The 16,225-nt window shown below is 63.6% G+C and carries 14 protein-coding genes; 9 read left to right on the top strand and 5 right to left on the bottom strand.

The window, feature by feature from the left end; translation table 11 throughout:
• Positions 1 to 126: 126 nt before the first annotated feature.
• From AC1DWA_RS27160 to AC1DWA_RS27175, 4 genes are all read left to right on the top strand, one after another.
• Positions 127 to 1,728, top strand: coding sequence for an AMP-binding protein (locus tag AC1DWA_RS27160; protein WP_019744393.1), 1,602 nt, complete (start codon positions 127 to 129; stop codon positions 1,726 to 1,728).
• 46 nt (positions 1,729 to 1,774) lie between these two features.
• Complete coding sequence (locus AC1DWA_RS27165) at positions 1,775 to 2,530, top strand: phosphoglyceromutase (protein WP_003941992.1); 756 nt, start codon at positions 1,775 to 1,777, stop codon at positions 2,528 to 2,530.
• 162 nt (positions 2,531 to 2,692) lie between these two features.
• The gene (locus AC1DWA_RS27170) at positions 2,693 to 3,928 is read left to right on the top strand and encodes a sensor histidine kinase (protein WP_477917305.1); all 1,236 of its coding nucleotides are present in this window, start codon (positions 2,693 to 2,695) and stop codon (positions 3,926 to 3,928) included.
• Positions 3,925 to 4,614 carry a response regulator transcription factor gene (locus AC1DWA_RS27175; RefSeq protein ID WP_003942020.1) on the top strand — a complete coding sequence of 230 codons (690 nt, stop codon included), beginning with the start codon at positions 3,925 to 3,927 and terminating at the stop codon, positions 4,612 to 4,614. The genes AC1DWA_RS27170 and AC1DWA_RS27175 overlap by 4 nt, the downstream gene beginning before the upstream one ends.
• A 99-nt stretch (positions 4,615 to 4,713) precedes the next feature.
• On the opposite strand, the gene AC1DWA_RS27180 is transcribed toward AC1DWA_RS27175, so the two are convergent.
• Positions 4,714 to 5,499, bottom strand: coding sequence for a DUF3109 family protein (locus AC1DWA_RS27180; protein ID WP_003941928.1), 786 nt, complete (start codon positions 5,497 to 5,499; stop codon positions 4,714 to 4,716).
• A 66-nt stretch (positions 5,500 to 5,565) separates the two neighbouring features.
• On the opposite strand from AC1DWA_RS27180, the gene AC1DWA_RS27185 reads away from it, so the two are divergent.
• Genes AC1DWA_RS27185 through AC1DWA_RS27195 form a run of 3 tightly spaced genes read left to right on the top strand, consistent with a single transcriptional unit; the run spans position 5,566 to position 8,541 of the window.
• A complete protein-coding gene (locus tag AC1DWA_RS27185) occupies positions 5,566 to 6,516 on the top strand; it encodes a Ppx/GppA family phosphatase (protein WP_003941975.1) in 951 nt (316 codons plus the stop codon).
• Positions 6,516 to 7,649, top strand: a complete 1,134-nt coding sequence (locus AC1DWA_RS27190) for a hypothetical protein (RefSeq protein WP_172933296.1) — start codon at positions 6,516 to 6,518, stop codon at positions 7,647 to 7,649. The genes AC1DWA_RS27185 and AC1DWA_RS27190 overlap by 1 nt, the downstream gene beginning before the upstream one ends.
• Before the next feature lie 7 nt (positions 7,650 to 7,656).
• Complete coding sequence (locus tag AC1DWA_RS27195; protein WP_019744388.1) at positions 7,657 to 8,541, top strand: sugar phosphate isomerase/epimerase family protein; 885 nt, start codon at positions 7,657 to 7,659, stop codon at positions 8,539 to 8,541.
• Here AC1DWA_RS27195 and AC1DWA_RS27200 read toward each other — a convergent pair.
• The 4 genes from AC1DWA_RS27200 to AC1DWA_RS27215 all read right to left on the bottom strand — a co-directional run bounded on the left by AC1DWA_RS27200 (position 8,521) and on the right by AC1DWA_RS27215 (position 14,540).
• Positions 8,521 to 9,954 carry an HAD-IB family hydrolase gene (locus AC1DWA_RS27200; RefSeq protein WP_019744387.1) on the bottom strand — a complete coding sequence of 478 codons (1,434 nt, stop codon included), beginning with the start codon at positions 9,952 to 9,954 and terminating at the stop codon, positions 8,521 to 8,523. The genes AC1DWA_RS27195 and AC1DWA_RS27200 overlap by 21 nt on opposite strands.
• Positions 9,951 to 12,287, bottom strand: a complete 2,337-nt coding sequence (locus AC1DWA_RS27205; RefSeq protein WP_020906768.1) for a glycerol-3-phosphate 1-O-acyltransferase — start codon at positions 12,285 to 12,287, stop codon at positions 9,951 to 9,953. The genes AC1DWA_RS27200 and AC1DWA_RS27205 overlap by 4 nt, the downstream gene beginning before the upstream one ends.
• Positions 12,288 to 12,290: 3 nt before the next feature.
• Positions 12,291 to 13,757 (bottom strand): wax ester/triacylglycerol synthase domain-containing protein, encoded by a 1,467-nt coding sequence (locus AC1DWA_RS27210; protein ID WP_041814780.1) that lies wholly within the window; start codon positions 13,755 to 13,757, stop codon positions 12,291 to 12,293.
• 159 nt (positions 13,758 to 13,916) lie between these two features.
• Positions 13,917 to 14,540 (bottom strand): TetR/AcrR family transcriptional regulator, encoded by a 624-nt coding sequence (locus AC1DWA_RS27215; protein WP_046378204.1) that lies wholly within the window; start codon positions 14,538 to 14,540, stop codon positions 13,917 to 13,919.
• Positions 14,541 to 14,690: 150 nt separating this feature from the next.
• On the opposite strand from AC1DWA_RS27215, the gene AC1DWA_RS27220 reads away from it, so the two are divergent.
• Positions 14,691 to 15,359 carry a MerR family transcriptional regulator gene (locus tag AC1DWA_RS27220; RefSeq protein ID WP_030535506.1) on the top strand — a complete coding sequence of 223 codons (669 nt, stop codon included), beginning with the start codon at positions 14,691 to 14,693 and terminating at the stop codon, positions 15,357 to 15,359.
• Positions 15,356 to 16,201: a thioesterase family protein gene (locus AC1DWA_RS27225; RefSeq protein WP_020906772.1), complete on the top strand. Its 846-nt coding sequence runs from the start codon at positions 15,356 to 15,358 to the stop codon at positions 16,199 to 16,201. The genes AC1DWA_RS27220 and AC1DWA_RS27225 overlap by 4 nt, the downstream gene beginning before the upstream one ends.
• Positions 16,202 to 16,225 lie beyond the last annotated feature (24 nt).

Raw genomic sequence — 16,225 nt, forward strand, 5'->3', positions numbered from 1 at the left:
GACACATCGCGGATGTGTCACGTAAAGTGGCCTTTACTTGTGACTGTCGTCACGGAATAATACTGTTCCCGTGAGTCACAGTAAGTTGGTCACACCACCCCGCCGCGCAACTTTTCGAGGAGCACAGTGAGCTTCAAGAGTCCGTTCCCCGACGTTGAAATCCCCAACCTCAGCGTCTACGACTTCCTGTTCGGAAATACCGACCCCGCAGACCTCGACAAGACGGCATTCGTCGAGGGCAGTTCGGGCGCAGTCACCACATACGCTTCGCTGATCGCACAGATCAACGGCGTTGCAGGCGCTCTCGCAGCGCGCGGACTCGCCGTCGGCGACGTGGTCGGGCTGCATTCGCCCAACGTCCCGGCCTTCGGTTCCGTCTTCCACGGCATCCTTCGTGCCGGTGGCGTCGCGACCACGATCAACGCGCTCTACACCGCCGAGGACATCGCCAAGCAGCTCACCGATTCCAAGGCCAAGTTCCTCTTCACCGTCTCGCCGCTCCTGCCGCAGGCAAAGGCAGCTGCTGACCTGGTCGGTATCCCGGCTGAGAACGTCTTCGTGCTCGACGGTGCCGAAGGCCATCTGTCGCTGCGAGATCTGCTCGGCGAGGGCGCAGCGGCGCCCGAGGTCTCCTTCGATCCGGCCACCCAGCTCGCGGTGCTGCCGTACTCGTCTGGCACCACCGGCCGACCCAAGGGGGTCATGCTCACCCATCGGAACCTCGTGGCCAACGTCTGCCAGATCATTCCGCGGATGGGCATCGAGACCGACGACAAGATTCTCGCGGTCCTGCCGTTCTTCCACATCTACGGCATGACTGTCCTGCTCAACGCTGCGCTCTACCGCCGCGCGAGCCTCATCACGATGCCGAAGTTCGATCTCGTCGAGTTCCTGCGGATCGTCGCCGAGCAGAAGTCGACGTACATCTTCGTCGCACCGCCCGTTGCCGTCGCGCTGGCAAAGCACCCGCTCGTCGATCAGTACGACCTCTCGAGCGTGCACACCATCTTCTCCGGTGCGGCCCCGCTCGACGCGGCGCTCGGCAAGGCCGTCGCCGACCGGTTGAATTGCCACGTCCGCCAGGGCTACGGCATGTCCGAGATGAGCCCGGTCTCGCACGCGATCCCCTTCGATCGTGACGACATCGCCCTCGACACGTGCGGTCCGACCATCGCCAACATGGAATGCAAGCTCGTCGACCCCGGAACGGGCGAAGAGGTCGCGTACCCGGCTCTCGGCTCGGACGGCGTCAGCGAGCCCGGCGAACTGTGGTGCAAGGGCCCGAACATCATGCTCGGCTACCTCGGCAACGACCAGGCCACCAAGGACACCCTCGACGACGACGGTTACCTGCACACCGGTGACATTGCGACCGTCGACGGCGACGGCGTCGTCAAGATCGTCGACCGCCTCAAGGAACTGATCAAGTACAAGGGCTACCAGGTTCCCCCGGCGGAACTCGAGGCCTTGCTGCTGACCCACCCGCAGATCGCCGACGCCGCCGTGATCGGCGTGCTCGACGCCGAGGGCGAAGAGGTCCCGAAGGCATTCGTCGTGCTCCAGGGCGGCGCCGAGTTGACCGAAGCCGATGTGATCTCGTTCGTCGCCGAGCGAGTCTCGCCGCACAAGAAGGTTCGCCAGGTTTCGTTCATCAGCACCGTGCCGAAATCCGCGGCCGGAAAGATCCTCCGTAAGGATCTGCGAACTGCGGAAGTAGCCCCGAGCTGATTTCCGGACAGGGTTGATCAAGAAGGGTTCCGGTACTCGTGCCAGGATGAACGCCATGAGTATCGGAACCCTGGTCCTGCTCCGCCACGGCGAGAGCGAATGGAATGCACTCAATCTGTTCACCGGCTGGGTGGACGTACACCTGACAGACAAGGGCATGGCCGAGGGCAAGCGCGCCGGCGAACTGCTCGCCGAGCACAACCTGTTGCCCGACGTTCTCTACACGTCTCTGCTGCGCCGCGCGATCAGCACGGCCAACCTCGCACTCGACGCCGCCGATCGCCACTGGATCCCGGTAGTGCGCGACTGGCGTCTCAACGAGCGCCACTACGGCGCTCTGCAGGGCAAGAACAAGGCGCAGACCAAGGAAGAGTACGGAAACGAGCAGTTCATGCTCTGGCGTCGTAGCTACGACACCCCGCCGCCCGCCATCGAAGCCGGCAGCGAGTACAGCCAGGACACCGATCCCCGGTACGCGAACCTCGACGAGGTTCCCTTGACCGAGTGCCTGCTCGACGTCGTCAAGCGTCTGATCCCGTACTGGGAGGACACCATCTCCCAGGAGCTGCTCGCCGGCCGGAACGTGCTGGTCACTGCACACGGCAACTCGCTGCGTGCATTGGTCAAGCACCTCGACGGCATCTCGGACGAGGACATCGCGGGCCTGAACATCCCGACCGGAATCCCGCTGCGCTACGACCTCGACGAGAACCTGAAGCCGCTCAATCCCGGCGGCACCTATCTGGATCCGGAGGCCGCAGCTGCCGGCGCCGCCGCGGTGGCGAATCAGGGCGGAAAGTAGCAACCCGATGATGTGCGTCGAGGCCCCCCGAACAGTGTTTTCGGGGGGCCTCGGCCAACAACAGATGAACGACGAACCAACGCCGTCCACCTGGCGGATTACGCGGGCGGGAACGTCCGAACCCGCCGTAACCGACACTTCGCGCGAACGTACGATTGCGCCGTGAGTGTCGTGATTGCAGTGCTGCTGGTCGTGGTCGCCGGCTTGGTCGGCTACCTCGTCGGCGGGGTGCTGGTACCCAGGCTGTCGTCGCGCCAGAGTCAGCGCTCGGACGAACAGACCGGGCTCACGATGTCTCAGGTTCTCGACCTCATCGTGTTGGCTTCGGAAAGCGGTATCGCCGTCGTCGACGGTTTCCACGACGTCGTGCTCTTCAACCCTCGCGCCGAGGAACTCGGCCTCGTCAAGAATCGTCTGGTCGACGAGCGAGCTTGGCGGGCTGCTCAGGAGGTTCTGCGGACGGGCCAAGCCGTCGAGGTCGATCTGACGGCGCAGACCGCTCAGCGCGGCCGCGACAAGATCGCGGTACGTGGCACGGCCCGGTTGCTCAGCAAGGACGATCGCAATTTCGTGGTCCTGTTCGCTGACGACGATTCCGAGCAGGTCCGCATGGAGGCGACGCGACGCGATTTCGTCGCGAACGTCAGCCACGAACTGAAGACGCCGGTCGGTGCGATGAGTTTGCTCGCGGAGGCACTGCTCGAATCTGCTGACGACCCGGAATCGGTGCGGCACTTCGGCGAACGGGTGCTGGGCGAGTCGATTCGTCTGGGCAAGATGGTCACCGAGTTGATCGCACTCTCGCGCCTGCAAGGTGCCGAGAAGCTGCCGGATCTCGACGTGGTCGACGTCGACACCGTGGTGTCCGAGGCACTGTCGAGGTCGAATCTGTCGGCCGAGGCCGCCGGGATCACCGTCACCACCGACCATCCGAGWGGGCTGGAAGTGCTCGGGGATCAGACTCTCCTCGTCACAGCATTGTCCAACCTCATCGAGAACGCTATTGCATACTCGCCCAAGGGTTCTCCGGTGTCCGTCAGTCGGTCGGTACGCGGCGACAATGTCGCGATCGCAGTCACCGACCGAGGAGAGGGCATCGCGAAAGCGGACCAGGAGCGAGTGTTCGAGAGATTCTTCCGCGTGGACAAGGCGCGGTCACGGCAGACCGGCGGAACCGGTCTGGGGCTGGCGATCGTCAAACACGTCGCGGCCAATCACAACGGCTCCATCGAACTGTGGAGCAAACCGGGAACAGGGTCTACCTTCACGTTGCAGATACCGGCACACGTGGAGTCGGACGACGACATCGACTCTGACGACGCGGGAACCGCCGGTTCCACGCGGATCGGCAGACGAGAACAAGGCAGTAGAGAAAACGGCATGGAGGCCAAACGATGACGAGTGTGCTGATCGTGGAGGACGAGGAGTCCTTGGCGGACCCGCTGGCGTTCCTGCTCCGCAAGGAGGGCTTCGAGACCACCATCGTCAACGACGGACCGTCGGCGTTGGCGGAATTCGATCGCTCCGGAGCGGACATCGTCCTGCTCGACCTCATGCTGCCCGGCATGAGTGGCACGGACGTCTGCAAGGCGCTGCGGTCGCGCTCCGGCGTTCCCGTCATCATGGTGACGGCGCGTGACAGTGAGATCGACAAGGTCGTCGGCCTGGAACTCGGCGCGGACGACTATGTGACCAAACCGTATTCGGCGCGCGAGCTGATTGCCCGCATCCGTGCGGTGCTGCGTCGCGGGGTGGAGAACGAGGCGGATCTCGCCTCCGACAACGGGGTGCTCGAGGCCGGACCGGTGCGGATGGACGTCGAGCGTCACGTCGTGCAGGTCGCCGGTAACCCGGTGACATTGCCGCTCAAGGAGTTCGACCTCCTCGAGTACCTGCTCCGCAACTCCGGCCGGGTGCTGACCCGCGGACAGTTGATCGACCGCGTCTGGGGCGCCGACTACGTCGGCGACACCAAAACCCTTGACGTACACGTGAAGCGGTTGCGTTCGAAGATCGAATCGGATCCGGCCAAGCCCGAACACCTGGTCACGGTCCGAGGATTGGGCTACAAGCTCGAAGCGTGATCGAACCTCGTCGAGAAGAAATATCGAGACGAATGCCGAGAAGAATTCAGCCGCTCACACGATCGTGTGAGCGGCTGAATTCTTTTTGTCTACGTGGAGTCAGCCCTGAGCTTTGTTCTGAGCGATCGTGGTCGCCGGATGGACTGCTATGAGGCCGAGGCCGGCGCGACGCCTGCAGAGGCGAGCCAGCTCGTCGTACGCACGCTTTCCGAGAAGCTCTGTCAGTTCCGGCCCGTAGGACTGCCAGACCTGCCGCTCCCCGACATGAGCGTCGGGGGAGCCGGAGCAGTACCAGGCGAGGTCGTCGCCGCCCTCACCCCAGCCTCGGCGGTCGTACTCGGTGATCGTGGTCTTGAGGATCTGAACGCCGTCCGGCCGGTCGACCCAGTCCTGGGTGCGGCGGATGGGTAGCTGCCAGCACACGTCCGGCTTCACCTCGAGCGGCTCGATGCCTTTCTTGAGCGCCATGGAATGCAGTGCGCAGCCCTCGCCGCCGGCAAAACCCGGCCGGTTGAGGAAGATGCACGCTCCTTTGTAGCGGCGGGTGCGCAGCGCGGGCTCGTCCTCGAGGTCGTCTTCTTCGACGTAGCCCTTCTTGCCGAGACCCTTTTCCATGAACTGCCAGTCTTCGGCTGTGAGCATTTTCACTGACGCATCGAGCTTGTCCTGATCCTCCTGATCGGAGAGGAAAGCGCCGTGCGAGCAGCAGCCGTCGTCCGGGCGGTCGCCGATGATGCCCTGACACGCCGGCGTGCCGAACACGCAGGTCCAATGCGAGAGCAACCACGTCATATCAGCGGAAATGAGGTGCTCGGAGTTGTCCGGATCGACAAATTCGACCCATTCGCGCGGGAAATCGAGATCGACCTCGGGGCTCGGAGTCATCTTGTGGGACCGGTCTGGGTTACCTGCTGTCACAAGGGCCGACGGTAGACCCAGTAACGTGGCGATGTGCGACTAGGGGTACTCGACGTCGGAAGCAATACCGTCCATCTATTGGTTGTGGACGCCCATCGGGGCGGCCACCCAACACCCATGAGCTCGACCAAGTCCACGTTGAGGCTGGCAGAAAACACTGACGACCGCGGCGATATCACCACGTCAGGGGCCGATCGGTTGGTGTCGACGGTCTCCGAATTCGCCGGTATCGCCAAGACGTCCGGATGCGAGGAAATGATGGCTTTTGCCACTTCCGCCGTCCGTGACGCCAACAATTCCGAAGCTGTGCTCGCCCGCGTCCGCGCCGAGACCGGAGTAAATCTCGAGGTTCTCTCCGGGGTCGACGAAGCCCGCCTGACCTTTCTTGCCGTGCGCCGCTGGTACGGCTGGAGCGCCGGACGCATCCTGAACCTGGACATCGGCGGCGGCTCGCTCGAACTCACCGCAGGCGGTGACGAGGATCCGGACGTCGCCTTCTCACTGCAACTCGGTGCGGGACGGTTGACGCGCGACTGGCTACAGGCCGATCCGCCGGGCAAGCGCCGGGTCGCTGTATTGCGCGACTGGCTGGACGCGGAGTTGGTCGGACCAGCCAAGGAACTGCGCGCCGCCGGCGACTGGGACCGCACGGTCGGGACCTCGAAGACCTTTCGATCGTTGGCTCGGCTCACCGGCGCGGCCCCTTCTGCCGCAGGCCCCCGGGCAAAACGGACCCTGACTTCCAGCGGACTCAGGCAACTCATAGCCTTCATATCCAGGATGACGGCAGCGGACCGTGCAGAATTGGAAGGAGTGAGCTCGGATCGGTCACAGCAGATTGTGGCCGGCGCGCTCATCGCAGAGGCAACCATGCGGGCGCTCGGAGTGGACGAACTGGAAATTTGTCCCTGGGCACTGCGTGAGGGTCTGATTCTGCGAAAGCTCGACACAGAAATGGGCGGTGAATTGGTGGTGAGTGCTTGATGACCGAGGACAGTCAGCAGATTTCCGTAGCGGAACTGCTCAAGCGGAACGGTCAGAGCGTCGAATCCCGAGGTGGACGACGTCGGCGCGGCGTAGCCGGTGGCATCTCCGTCGCCGAACTGACGGGTGAGATCCCGATCGTTCGCCAGTCGGGATCGCGCGCGGCCGCCGAGCCCGAGTCGGCCGAACCAGCAGCTTCTCAGCCTGAAGCCCCTGCGCCAGAAAACGCTGCACCTTCTGCGCCGGCCGAGGCTGTCGCAGAAACCGCCAAGTCAGCCGAACCGGCACCGAAGGTTCCCGCCGACCGCACCGCCGCCTTCGCCGTCTCGTTCGACGACGACGATGACGATGACGATGACGATGACGAGCCGCAGGCACCCAAGGCCGAATCGAAGCCGGTTGCCACACCGCCGGTCACCACTCCGAAGCCGACTTCCACGCCTTCGCCGGGACAGACCTCGAAGTCCTCGCCCGGACAGTGGGTGAGCCGGGCACCGCTCAACTCCTCGTCACCGACGCAGGTAACGCAGGAACCAGCACTGCTGTCGGGTCAGACCCTGGCGGGCGATCTGATGCGTCAGGAGCGCGCCGCAACCCAGTCGCCGTCGTTGCGTCCGCCGATCCTGCCGCCGCGTGTCCCCACTCCTGTCGTGAAGGCACCTGCACCGACTGCTCCTGCTCCGGCCGCGCTGGAAGAGAGCACCGAACTGATCGACAAGATCGCAGACGCGGATGCCGGCGAGGCCGAATCGACCGCCGTGGTCGATCTGGTCAAGGCGCCGGCTGTCGATGACAGTGCAAAAAAGTCCAGTGCCGCCGCGGAGTCCGATGTCGAAGCCGAACCGGCAGCGGAAGAGGCAGGCGAGCGTAACTCGATCCGTGAATGGGCAGTGCTTGCCGGTCAGGTGGTTGTTGCACTGATCGTCGGCGGCGCGATGTTCAAGGGCTTCGAGAAGCTGTGGGACATGCTGCCGTGGGTGGCGTTGGTGCTCGCGCTGATCGTGATCGTCGGCTTGGTGGCCGTCGTGCGGGTTCTGCGCAAGACGGACGACATCACGAGTTTCGTGATCGCGGTGGTCGTCGGCATGATCGTGACGCTCGGTCCACTGGCGTTCTTGTTGACCTCGGGTTGATCGGACGATGATCGGGGGATCGCAGCGCATGGTTCGTCGGCCGATCGCTGTCGGCTTGTCGACGGCTTCGGTATATCCGGAGAACACGGAAGCAGCATTTCGCTACGCCGCTGATCTCGGATACGACGGTGTCGAACTGATGGTGTGGGCCGAATCCGTGAGTCAGGACATCGGTGCTGTGGCTGCCCTCGTTCGCAAGTATGCGATTCCGGTGCAGGCCGTGCATGCGCCGTGTCTGCTGATTTCGCAGCGCGTGTGGGGTTCCGATCCGGTCGAGAAGCTCGAGCGTTCGGTACGCACTGCCGAAACCTTGGGAGCGACGACGGTGGTCGTCCACCCGCCGTTCCGGTGGCAGCGCAAGTACGCCGAAGGCTTCGCGGAACAGGTTGTCGATCTCGAATCGAAGAGCAGCGTCGTGGTGGCGGTGGAGAACATGTTCCCCATGCGCGCCGACAGCTTCTTCGGCGGCAAGGACAAATCCGCGGAGCGTCTGCGTAAACGTGGCGGTCCGGGGGCAGCGTTGTCCGCGTTCAGTCCGTCGTACGACCCGACCGATTCCGATCACGCTCACTACACACTCGACCTGTCGCACACCGCGACGGCGGGCATGGATGCCCTGGAGTTGGCCTCCCGTATGGGCAAGGGGCTCGAGCACCTGCACCTGGCCGACGGTCGCGGGGCGTCGATGGACGAGCACCTGATTCCGGGGCATGGCTCACAGCCGTGCGCGGAGTTGTGTCAGCAATTGGCTGCGAGCGAATTCAGCGGCCAGGCTGTCATCGAGATCAACACGCAGAACGCGCGCACCCGGCGGGAGCGGTCGTCGATGCTGGCGCAGGCGCTCGCGTTTGCACGCGAGCACCTGGCACGCTCAGCGGTGGCCGGCAAGTAGCGCAGCTTCGAACTGCGCGCGTACCTTCTCGACGTGTGCGTCGAGGTCTTTGGTCTCCCAGCCTTCGGTCGAGATGGGATCGAGCACCGAGACGTAGACCGGGCCTGGATGGGCGACAAGCGAATTGCGCCACATCCGTTCACCCGCATTGTGAATCACCACGGGCACGATCGGCACACCGGCTTGGATCGCCAAGTGAAATCCGCCCTTCTTGAAAGGGCCCAGGCGTGGCGTCGGAGAACGGGTGCCCTCCGGAGCTATGACTATCGACACACCATTCTTGAGCTTGTCGACTGCCGGTTGCAGCGCAGCCTTCGCTTTTGTGGTGTCGGTGCGGTCGATGTAGGCGACGTCGAGCAGTGCGCCGACAGGCATGAACCGCGGATCGCTTGCCGCTTCCTTCTTCGCGACCCCGGTCACGTCACGCTTGATCACGGTTCCCAGGACCAACATGTCCAGGGAACTCTGATGGTTGAACATGAACACCGCCGGGCGGTGATCCCACACGTTGTGCTCGCCGTCGATCTCGACGTCGATGCCGAGCAGTGAGAGCGAGATGTCGGGGCCGTAGGTGCCGACCAGGTTCGCACCCAGTTGACGGTTGCCGGTGACGATGCCCGCCGACGCGCCGAGGGCGGCGGTGGCAGCAAGCGCGCCCATGGCGGTTGCCGTTCGGATCGTCGAGATCGGCGTTGCGCCGCGTTGCGGTTTACGCAGGCTGACCGAAGGCCAGTGATTGCGCAACGCGATCCTGGCCAGACCACGATCGGGATTCAACGCGACAGGTCGCCCGACGGCCTCGAGCATGAAGACGTCTTCGACACCGTTGGAGTACGCAAACGCGTTCTTCAAGTCGGCGCCCATCTTCTCGGCATAGCCCGCAAGGGCATTGGCCTTGGCCGGCCCCCACAGAGCGGGGGAGGACAGTTCACCGGTGAGCATGCCGTCGACGACTTCGGGTTCGGTGCACAGCACGTCTTCGATGTCGAGATCTTCGGCGACGTACTTGGCCTGGAACGGAGTCGCCGACGTGGCCATCACGATCGTGTGGCCGGCTCGCCGGTGCGCCGCCAGTAGCCCACGGGCTTCCGGGTAGATCATCGCGGCGATCTCCTGCTTGAACAACCGTCGGCCCCAGTCGTTGAGTTCCTCGACGGTACGGCCGCCCAGGGCGCGAACGCCGATGTCCATCAGCGCTCCGACATCAGCGCCACGGAACTGGGTGTCGATCGCGGCGCCGGTGGTGCGCAACAATTCGCCGACGCTGATATCCAAGCGTCGCAGGCGGTCTCGGTACACAACGCTGGCCGAGTACCCGCTGATCAACGTGCCGTCGAGGTCGAAGGCGGCGATCGTTCCGGGCCCGGGAGGCGCGGCTTCGATGGCGGAGTGCAGACGCTCGAGTCCGGTCACAGTCCTACTTCCTCGTTCTCGGCGGGCGCTCGGTTTGCTTCTGGAATGGTCACTACTGCTGCGGCGTCGGGCACGGGCATTGCCACCTGATCGAGCCGTGCATGCGCGAGTGCTCGGATATGGCGCAGACGTTCGACCTGGACCTTGATCTCCGCGGCAAACGCCAGGCGCCTGGCCCGGACTCCGTCGTCGTCGACTTCGATCAAGTTACGGTTGCGCGCCAAATTCAGTGCAGTGGCGAACAACTCACCGGAGACCGATTCGTTGCTGGCGATCTGCTGCCGCAGGCGACGCTGATGTGCGACGTCGATGCAGTTGCTGATGAAGGACTTTTCGTCGAACGACGTCGAAATCGGCGCGAGCACAAGCTGATCGGCGACAACCTGGTACGCCTCGAGGAACGGTTGCAGCACTCGGTGCGCGAGGTACGGCCGCACCGTCTCGATCATGTGCTCGGTTCGTTTGTCGGCGGCCATGACGGTTTCCCACTCGGGATCGATCAGGGTCAGCTCGGTTCGCATCTCCTGCTCGAACGTGTCCCGGTCGCTGAAGAAGAACTCGAACTTCATCAGGTCGCGGATGCGCTTGGCCTCGGCCCAACCGTCTCCGACGGGATCCTCGAACCGCTCTTCGACGGCTGCCTGGAGCACGAGTTCGGTGATGGCACGCACGACGAGAAAGTGAATTGTGTTGTTGCGGTAGAAGGCAGCAACAAGGTGCTGGTCCTTGCCGAGGTAGAAGACCTGCTCGCCGCCGCGATCGAAGCGCTCGAGCACACCGGAATCGACGTGTGTCTGCAGCGCCTTCTCGATGACACGCGGATCGGACAGTTCGACGTCGCCGGCGATCGGAAGATTTCGCGCGGTGATGTATCCGAACAGCGGCGTGAGAATCGCGGTGAGTTCACGAACTGTCAACGCCCGGTCTTCGATTCCGAGGAACGCCAACATCGCCAGTGAAGACACGGTCACCGGTGTGACCTCGTTGATGCGGTGACACACCTCGATGCCGGCCTTTTGAATGGCGAGGCGCTGATCGGTTTCCTGGCTGAGTGCATCCGCGAGTGAGAGCGGCCGTCCGATGGTCACGTGCGCGACGCCGTTGCGTTTTCCCTGTGCGCGTACGTAACCCACCATCCAGCGCAGGCCTTCCGGTGTCTTCTCGGCGCCGAGTGCCTCGGCAGCCATTGCCCCGACCTCGTAGAGCTGGTCGTAGCTCAGCGCGACGGGGACGAGGTACACGTCGGATGCGCCGCTGACCTGAAAGGCCTTGGTCAGGTAGGTCAGGAGACCGAAGCGCGGTGGGCGTAGTTTGCCGGTACGCCCGCGTCCACCTTCGATGTACCACTCCAGATTGAAGCGTTTGGTGAGCAGGTAGCGCATGTACTCGTGCATCGACCACTTGTAGACCTCGTCGTTGCCGATGCTTCGACGAATGAAAACGGTGCCGCTGCGCTTGAGGATCGAGCCCATGGGCCAGAAGCTGATGTTGAGGCCGCCCATGACGTGATTGAGCGGCAAGCCGTTCGCGATCAACGCCGGACGCAGGACGAGGGGATCGAGGTACGAACGGTGACTGGGGAGGAAGACCAGTGAGTGTTCCTTGTTCAGCTCACGGAGTTCCTCGAAGCGGCTCGTGTCCACGTCCAGCTTGTAGGCGCGAGCGAAGTAGCGGCCCAGGCGATCCCACACCGCGATGGCTTGGCGACTCTGGGTGGCAACCATTTCTTCGAGAGCTTCACGGGCGCGGCGGTCGACTTCGGCGACGGCGATGTTCAACCGGTCGGCCAAAGCCATCACCTCGGTGGTGAACCGGCGGGTGTCGGTGATCTCGTCGACGACGAAACGCGACACCTTGTACTGGCCACCCAGAAGGCCCAATTCGGCGCGCTCGAGTGCGAGGGCGGCCTGCCGTCGGATGAACTCGGGTAGTGAACCGCCACCGCTCTTTTCGAGGCGACGCTCGAGATCGCTCAGTGGTGCTGGTTCACCTTCGATGACCTGGCACCGTGAGGGGTCGGTGCGCAGGGTTCTGCGTTGCGCACCGCGTCCGGGGTGGAGGGGATCGCGCGGTGCCAGTGCATCACGCAGTCGCACCGCGACGTTGTGTTTGGTATGGGTGTCCGGAATCCACACCACTCGAAGCGGTGCGAGCATCGGGTCGTCGGTCCGAGCCGCCAGTTCTGCCAGGGTCTTGTCGGTGATGTTCACGGTGACCGGCCGAGCTTCGGATGAGGTTGCCTTGTCGGCAAGCCACTTTCGCAGCACGCCGGCTTCGGCCTCTGTCATGGTTTCGGTGAGGTACACGCGCGGGTTGGTCGTGTTCTCGCTCATGACTCACGCACCTTCCGTTGGGACTCCGAGAGCCACGATCTCGTCCAGGCTCTCCTGCAAGCACTGCATCAGCAGCGCGGGCTTCGTGATCGCGGCGGTGTCGAGATTGATTCCGATGCAGCACACCCCGACGTGGGAGACCAGTGTCGCCATCGCCGCGCAACCGGGCGCCGGGCCGAATGGGAACATCCGCTCGATCTTCGCTCCGGCGAGATAGACCGGAACCGGTACGCCGGCGACGTTGCTCGCCTGCAGGTCCAGTCCTGTCGACTGGGACAGATACCAGTTCGCGAGTAGATAATTCGGCAGGCGAGCGAGGATCGGGGCGGCGACGTCGAGAGCGTCCAACGCGGGTTCCTCACGCAGACCCAGTACGATTTCTCGCACCTGCCTGATGCGTTTGGCCGGATCTGTTTCGGCGACCGGGCCGTTGAAGCGAACGGCTGCAAACCGGTTGCCGCCGTTGGCATCCGCGCCGGTGCGCATGCTGATCGGCATACCCATCGGGATGCTCTCGACAGATTGTCCGAAGGCTTCGTGGTAGCGATGGAAGCCGCCGAGCAAAGCGGCGACGTAAGCGTCGTTGAGTGAGCCGCCGGCAGCTTTTGCTCCGGCCTTGAGCTCGGGAACACCCACTTCGAGAGTTCCGAACCACCGTCCGAGACCACGATCGTGGAGCAGAGGGGAACCGGAACGAGCTGGGGGAGTGACGATCTTGCGGAGTGAATTGGCGTACCCGAGGACCTCGGAAGCCGTGCTGAACGGACTCGAGATCGCCGTGGTCGCAACATTGGTGGCGCCGCGAACCAGCTTGGCGATACGGGATGGCGCACGCCGGATCTCGCTGACGACCTCCTCGCCGAATGCACCTACCGACGACAGGTGCTCCGGAGCCGGCGGTGTGCGGTCGGGCTTGTTCGGAGTGGGATCCGGGCGCCTGCTGTGCAGCAGCGTCATCATCTGGATGCCGCCCATGCCGTCGGTGATGGAGTGGTGAGTCTTGACCACGAACACGGCACGACCGTCGTCGAGACCTTCGATGAGCAGCGCGCTCCACGGCGGCCGAGCCTTGTCGAAAGGTTCGGTCGCAAGGTGACGGCACATGCGCAGCGCGTGATCGAAGTCCGCCGGTGCGGGCAAGCGGACGCGTCGTAGGTGGTAGCCGATATCGAACTCGGGATCAACCGACCACACCGGATTGCCCAGTTGCATCGCCGGTTCCACCGCGCGCATACGAATACGCGGAACCACGTGCGATGCCCACTCGACTGCGTCGAGAAGTCGATCCCAATCCGGAGCTCGATCGAGAACCTCTACCGCAACGATCGGTGAGCGCAGTTGCGGCTGCGCCTCTTCCATCCGCCACATTCCCGTCTCGAAGTCGGACATCGTGCGGTTTGCCCCCCAGGCAACCGCGGAAAGGTCGACGTCGACCGCGCTCGGAGGAACAAATGGATTGCTGTTGGCCATACGTCAAGAACTCCCTCGGTCTGCGGATCCACCCCGCGCATCTCTGCTTCTAAGTGTGGACCCGTGACAGTGGGCGCGTCCCGGTTTCGGTGTCAGCCGACAGGTGTGACGTTCGTCAGTTAAGGGCTAATCGGACATGCCTGGAAATTCGACCAGCGTTCACGAAGTGACGCCGACGGCATTCAGAGCTATCTCGCGGTAGAGAACGCTGACTTCGCGCGGAGTCTGCGGTCCGTCGAGTCGATACCAGAGGACGACGGACTGACACATGCCCAGCAGTGCGCGGCCCGTTCCGGTGATGTCCGGGACCGTGAACTCACCGCTGTCGACGCCTGCCGTCAAAACGTCGACGAGTAGATTCTCGAGCTTCTTTCGTTTGGCGGCGTAGCTCTTTCGTTCGGCGTCCTCGAGGTACCGCAGTTCGGAATCGAGGAACGCGATGTCGGAGCGACTGGTCATGTGCAGAACACACGCCTCGACGAGATTGCCGAACTGTGCCGTCGGCGACGGTCCGGCAGCGTCGACCGCAGCGCTCGCGCGTGCGGTGACGTTCTCGATGCCCGGTTCCATCAGCGCGACGAGGATGCCTTGTTTGTTGCCGTGGTGGTAGTACAGCGTCGGCACGGTGACACCGGCACGTTTTGCGATGTCACGAACCGACGCTCCGTGGTAACCGAGTTCGTGGAACACCTCGAGTGCGGCGGTGAGCAGGGGAGTCAGCGTCAGTGGTTCGACGATGCGCCACTGTTCGTCGGGTTGAGCCCCCGACTGCAAATCCGTCATTCCGCCTGTTCGCTCCGTTCGGAAATTTCTGGTGGTGTGCGCAGAGAAGGTTCAACCCTAGCGCAAGGCGTGTCCTGCCTACCGATGCTCGGCCACCATTGGATAGCATCACTATCCAGTGGTGGCCCGAGCGAGTTGGACGGAGGAGCGGTGAAGGTTTCCGAATTGGCCGCACAGTCCGGCGTTGCATTGGCCACGATCAAGTACTACCTCCGTGAAGGTCTGCTGATGCCTGGTGAACCGACCAGCGCGACGGGAGCGAGGTACGGCGAACAGCACGTCCGGCGACTCGCGTTGATCAGGGCGCTGGCCGGGGCGGGACTCGCGATTCCACGGATTCGTGCGGTGCTCGAATTGGTGGACAGTGACGAGCGATCCGAATTCGAGACTTTCGGTCGCGCGATCGCGCAACTACCGCCCTACGTCGATCCGGTGCCGGATCAACAGTTCCCCAGAGCTCGCAAGGTTCTGGAGTTTCTCGGTCAGGTCTACGAGCCGAGGTACGTGGCGGTTGCTCACCTCGAGCGTGCACTGATCGGTCTCGAGGATGCCGGACTGAGCCTCTCGGACGAGCGATTGCGCGCCTACGGCGACCACATCCGAGGAATTGCCGAAGTGGAAATCGAGCTGATGCCCACCAGCACGACGAAGGAGGGCGTTCGCCATGCCGCTTCGACCGAGGACGGCATTCGCTATGCAGTCCTCGGAACCGCCATGTACGAACCTGTCCTGACAGCTTTGCGACGCTTGGCGCACCAGGACCTTGCCGCACGACATTTCCCGCAATACCGAGAAAGCACCGAACAGGAAAATCGATGAGCACCAGCCCCTTTCAAGATCTCAATCGCCTCACCTCGCTCGGCGACGGGCGATACACCGCAACGATCGATCCGATCTGGACCATCGGGCCGAAAGTGCACGGCGGCTCCATGATGGCTGTGTGCGCCGCTGCCGCGCGTCAATGTCTGCGAGACGGCGCAGGTGAGAACGACTCGCTTCTGAAGATGCAGCCACTCGCGGTGAGCGCCAACTATCTGTCCGCCCCCGACCCCGGTGAAGTCGAACTGGAGGTGATCGTCCGAAAGCAGGGACGCCAGGTCGCGTTGTTCGACGTCGAGTTGAGCCAGGCGGGACGCAGCGCTGTTCGCGCGGCGGTCACGCTCGGATTCCCCGATGACGGCGACCCCACCTTCGTCACTGCCTCGTCGATCGACGACATGTCACCGGAACCGCCGGAGAGTGCGGTGGCCGTCATCGGCGATCACCCGATGGCGCAGGTCGTGCACGTCGGGCAGGGCTGCGACATGCGAATCGACACCACCTCGGCGCACTTCCTGACCGGCAGCCAAGGCGAGGCCGAGGTCAGGATGTGGGTTCGTCCTCGACCCGAGGACGAGAACGACATCGACACCGCTGTGCTGTTCGCGATCATGGCGGGCGACATCAGCGCGCCCGTGACGATGAACCGCGGCCTGTTCGGGTGGGCGCCGACCGTGCAGTTGACGACGTACCTGCGCCGACTGCCGACGCCGGGATGGCTTCGTGTGCGGGCAAGCTCGGATGTTCTGGGCAGCACGTGGTTCGAAGAGGATCATGCTGTTCTCGATTCGACGGGCGCAGTCGTCGTACAGAGCCGACAATTGGCGATGATGCCCCGCTAGGGTCGATCGCTGCGGTCGTGGCAG

The sequence above is a fragment of the Rhodococcus sp. P4_F3_2 genome, from assembly GCF_056401335.1.

Coding starts and splice junctions, on each gene's coding strand:
- AC1DWA_RS27175 (WP_003942020.1), top strand. CDS start 3,925: ATGACGAGTGTGCTGATCGTGGAGGACGAGGAGTCCTTGGCGGACCCG.
- AC1DWA_RS27210 (WP_041814780.1), bottom strand. CDS start 13,757: ATGGCCAACAGCAATCCATTTGTTCCTCCGAGCGCGGTCGACGTCGAC.
- AC1DWA_RS27225 (WP_020906772.1), top strand. CDS start 15,356: ATGAGCACCAGCCCCTTTCAAGATCTCAATCGCCTCACCTCGCTCGGC.
- AC1DWA_RS27165 (WP_003941992.1), top strand. CDS start 1,775: ATGAACGCCATGAGTATCGGAACCCTGGTCCTGCTCCGCCACGGCGAG.
- AC1DWA_RS27190 (WP_172933296.1), top strand. CDS start 6,516: ATGACCGAGGACAGTCAGCAGATTTCCGTAGCGGAACTGCTCAAGCGG.
- AC1DWA_RS27215 (WP_046378204.1), bottom strand. CDS start 14,540: ATGACGGATTTGCAGTCGGGGGCTCAACCCGACGAACAGTGGCGCATC.
- AC1DWA_RS27180 (WP_003941928.1), bottom strand. CDS start 5,499: ATGACTCCGAGCCCCGAGGTCGATCTCGATTTCCCGCGCGAATGGGTC.
- AC1DWA_RS27205 (WP_020906768.1), bottom strand. CDS start 12,287: ATGAGCGAGAACACGACCAACCCGCGCGTGTACCTCACCGAAACCATG.
- AC1DWA_RS27195 (WP_019744388.1), top strand. CDS start 7,657: ATGATCGGGGGATCGCAGCGCATGGTTCGTCGGCCGATCGCTGTCGGC.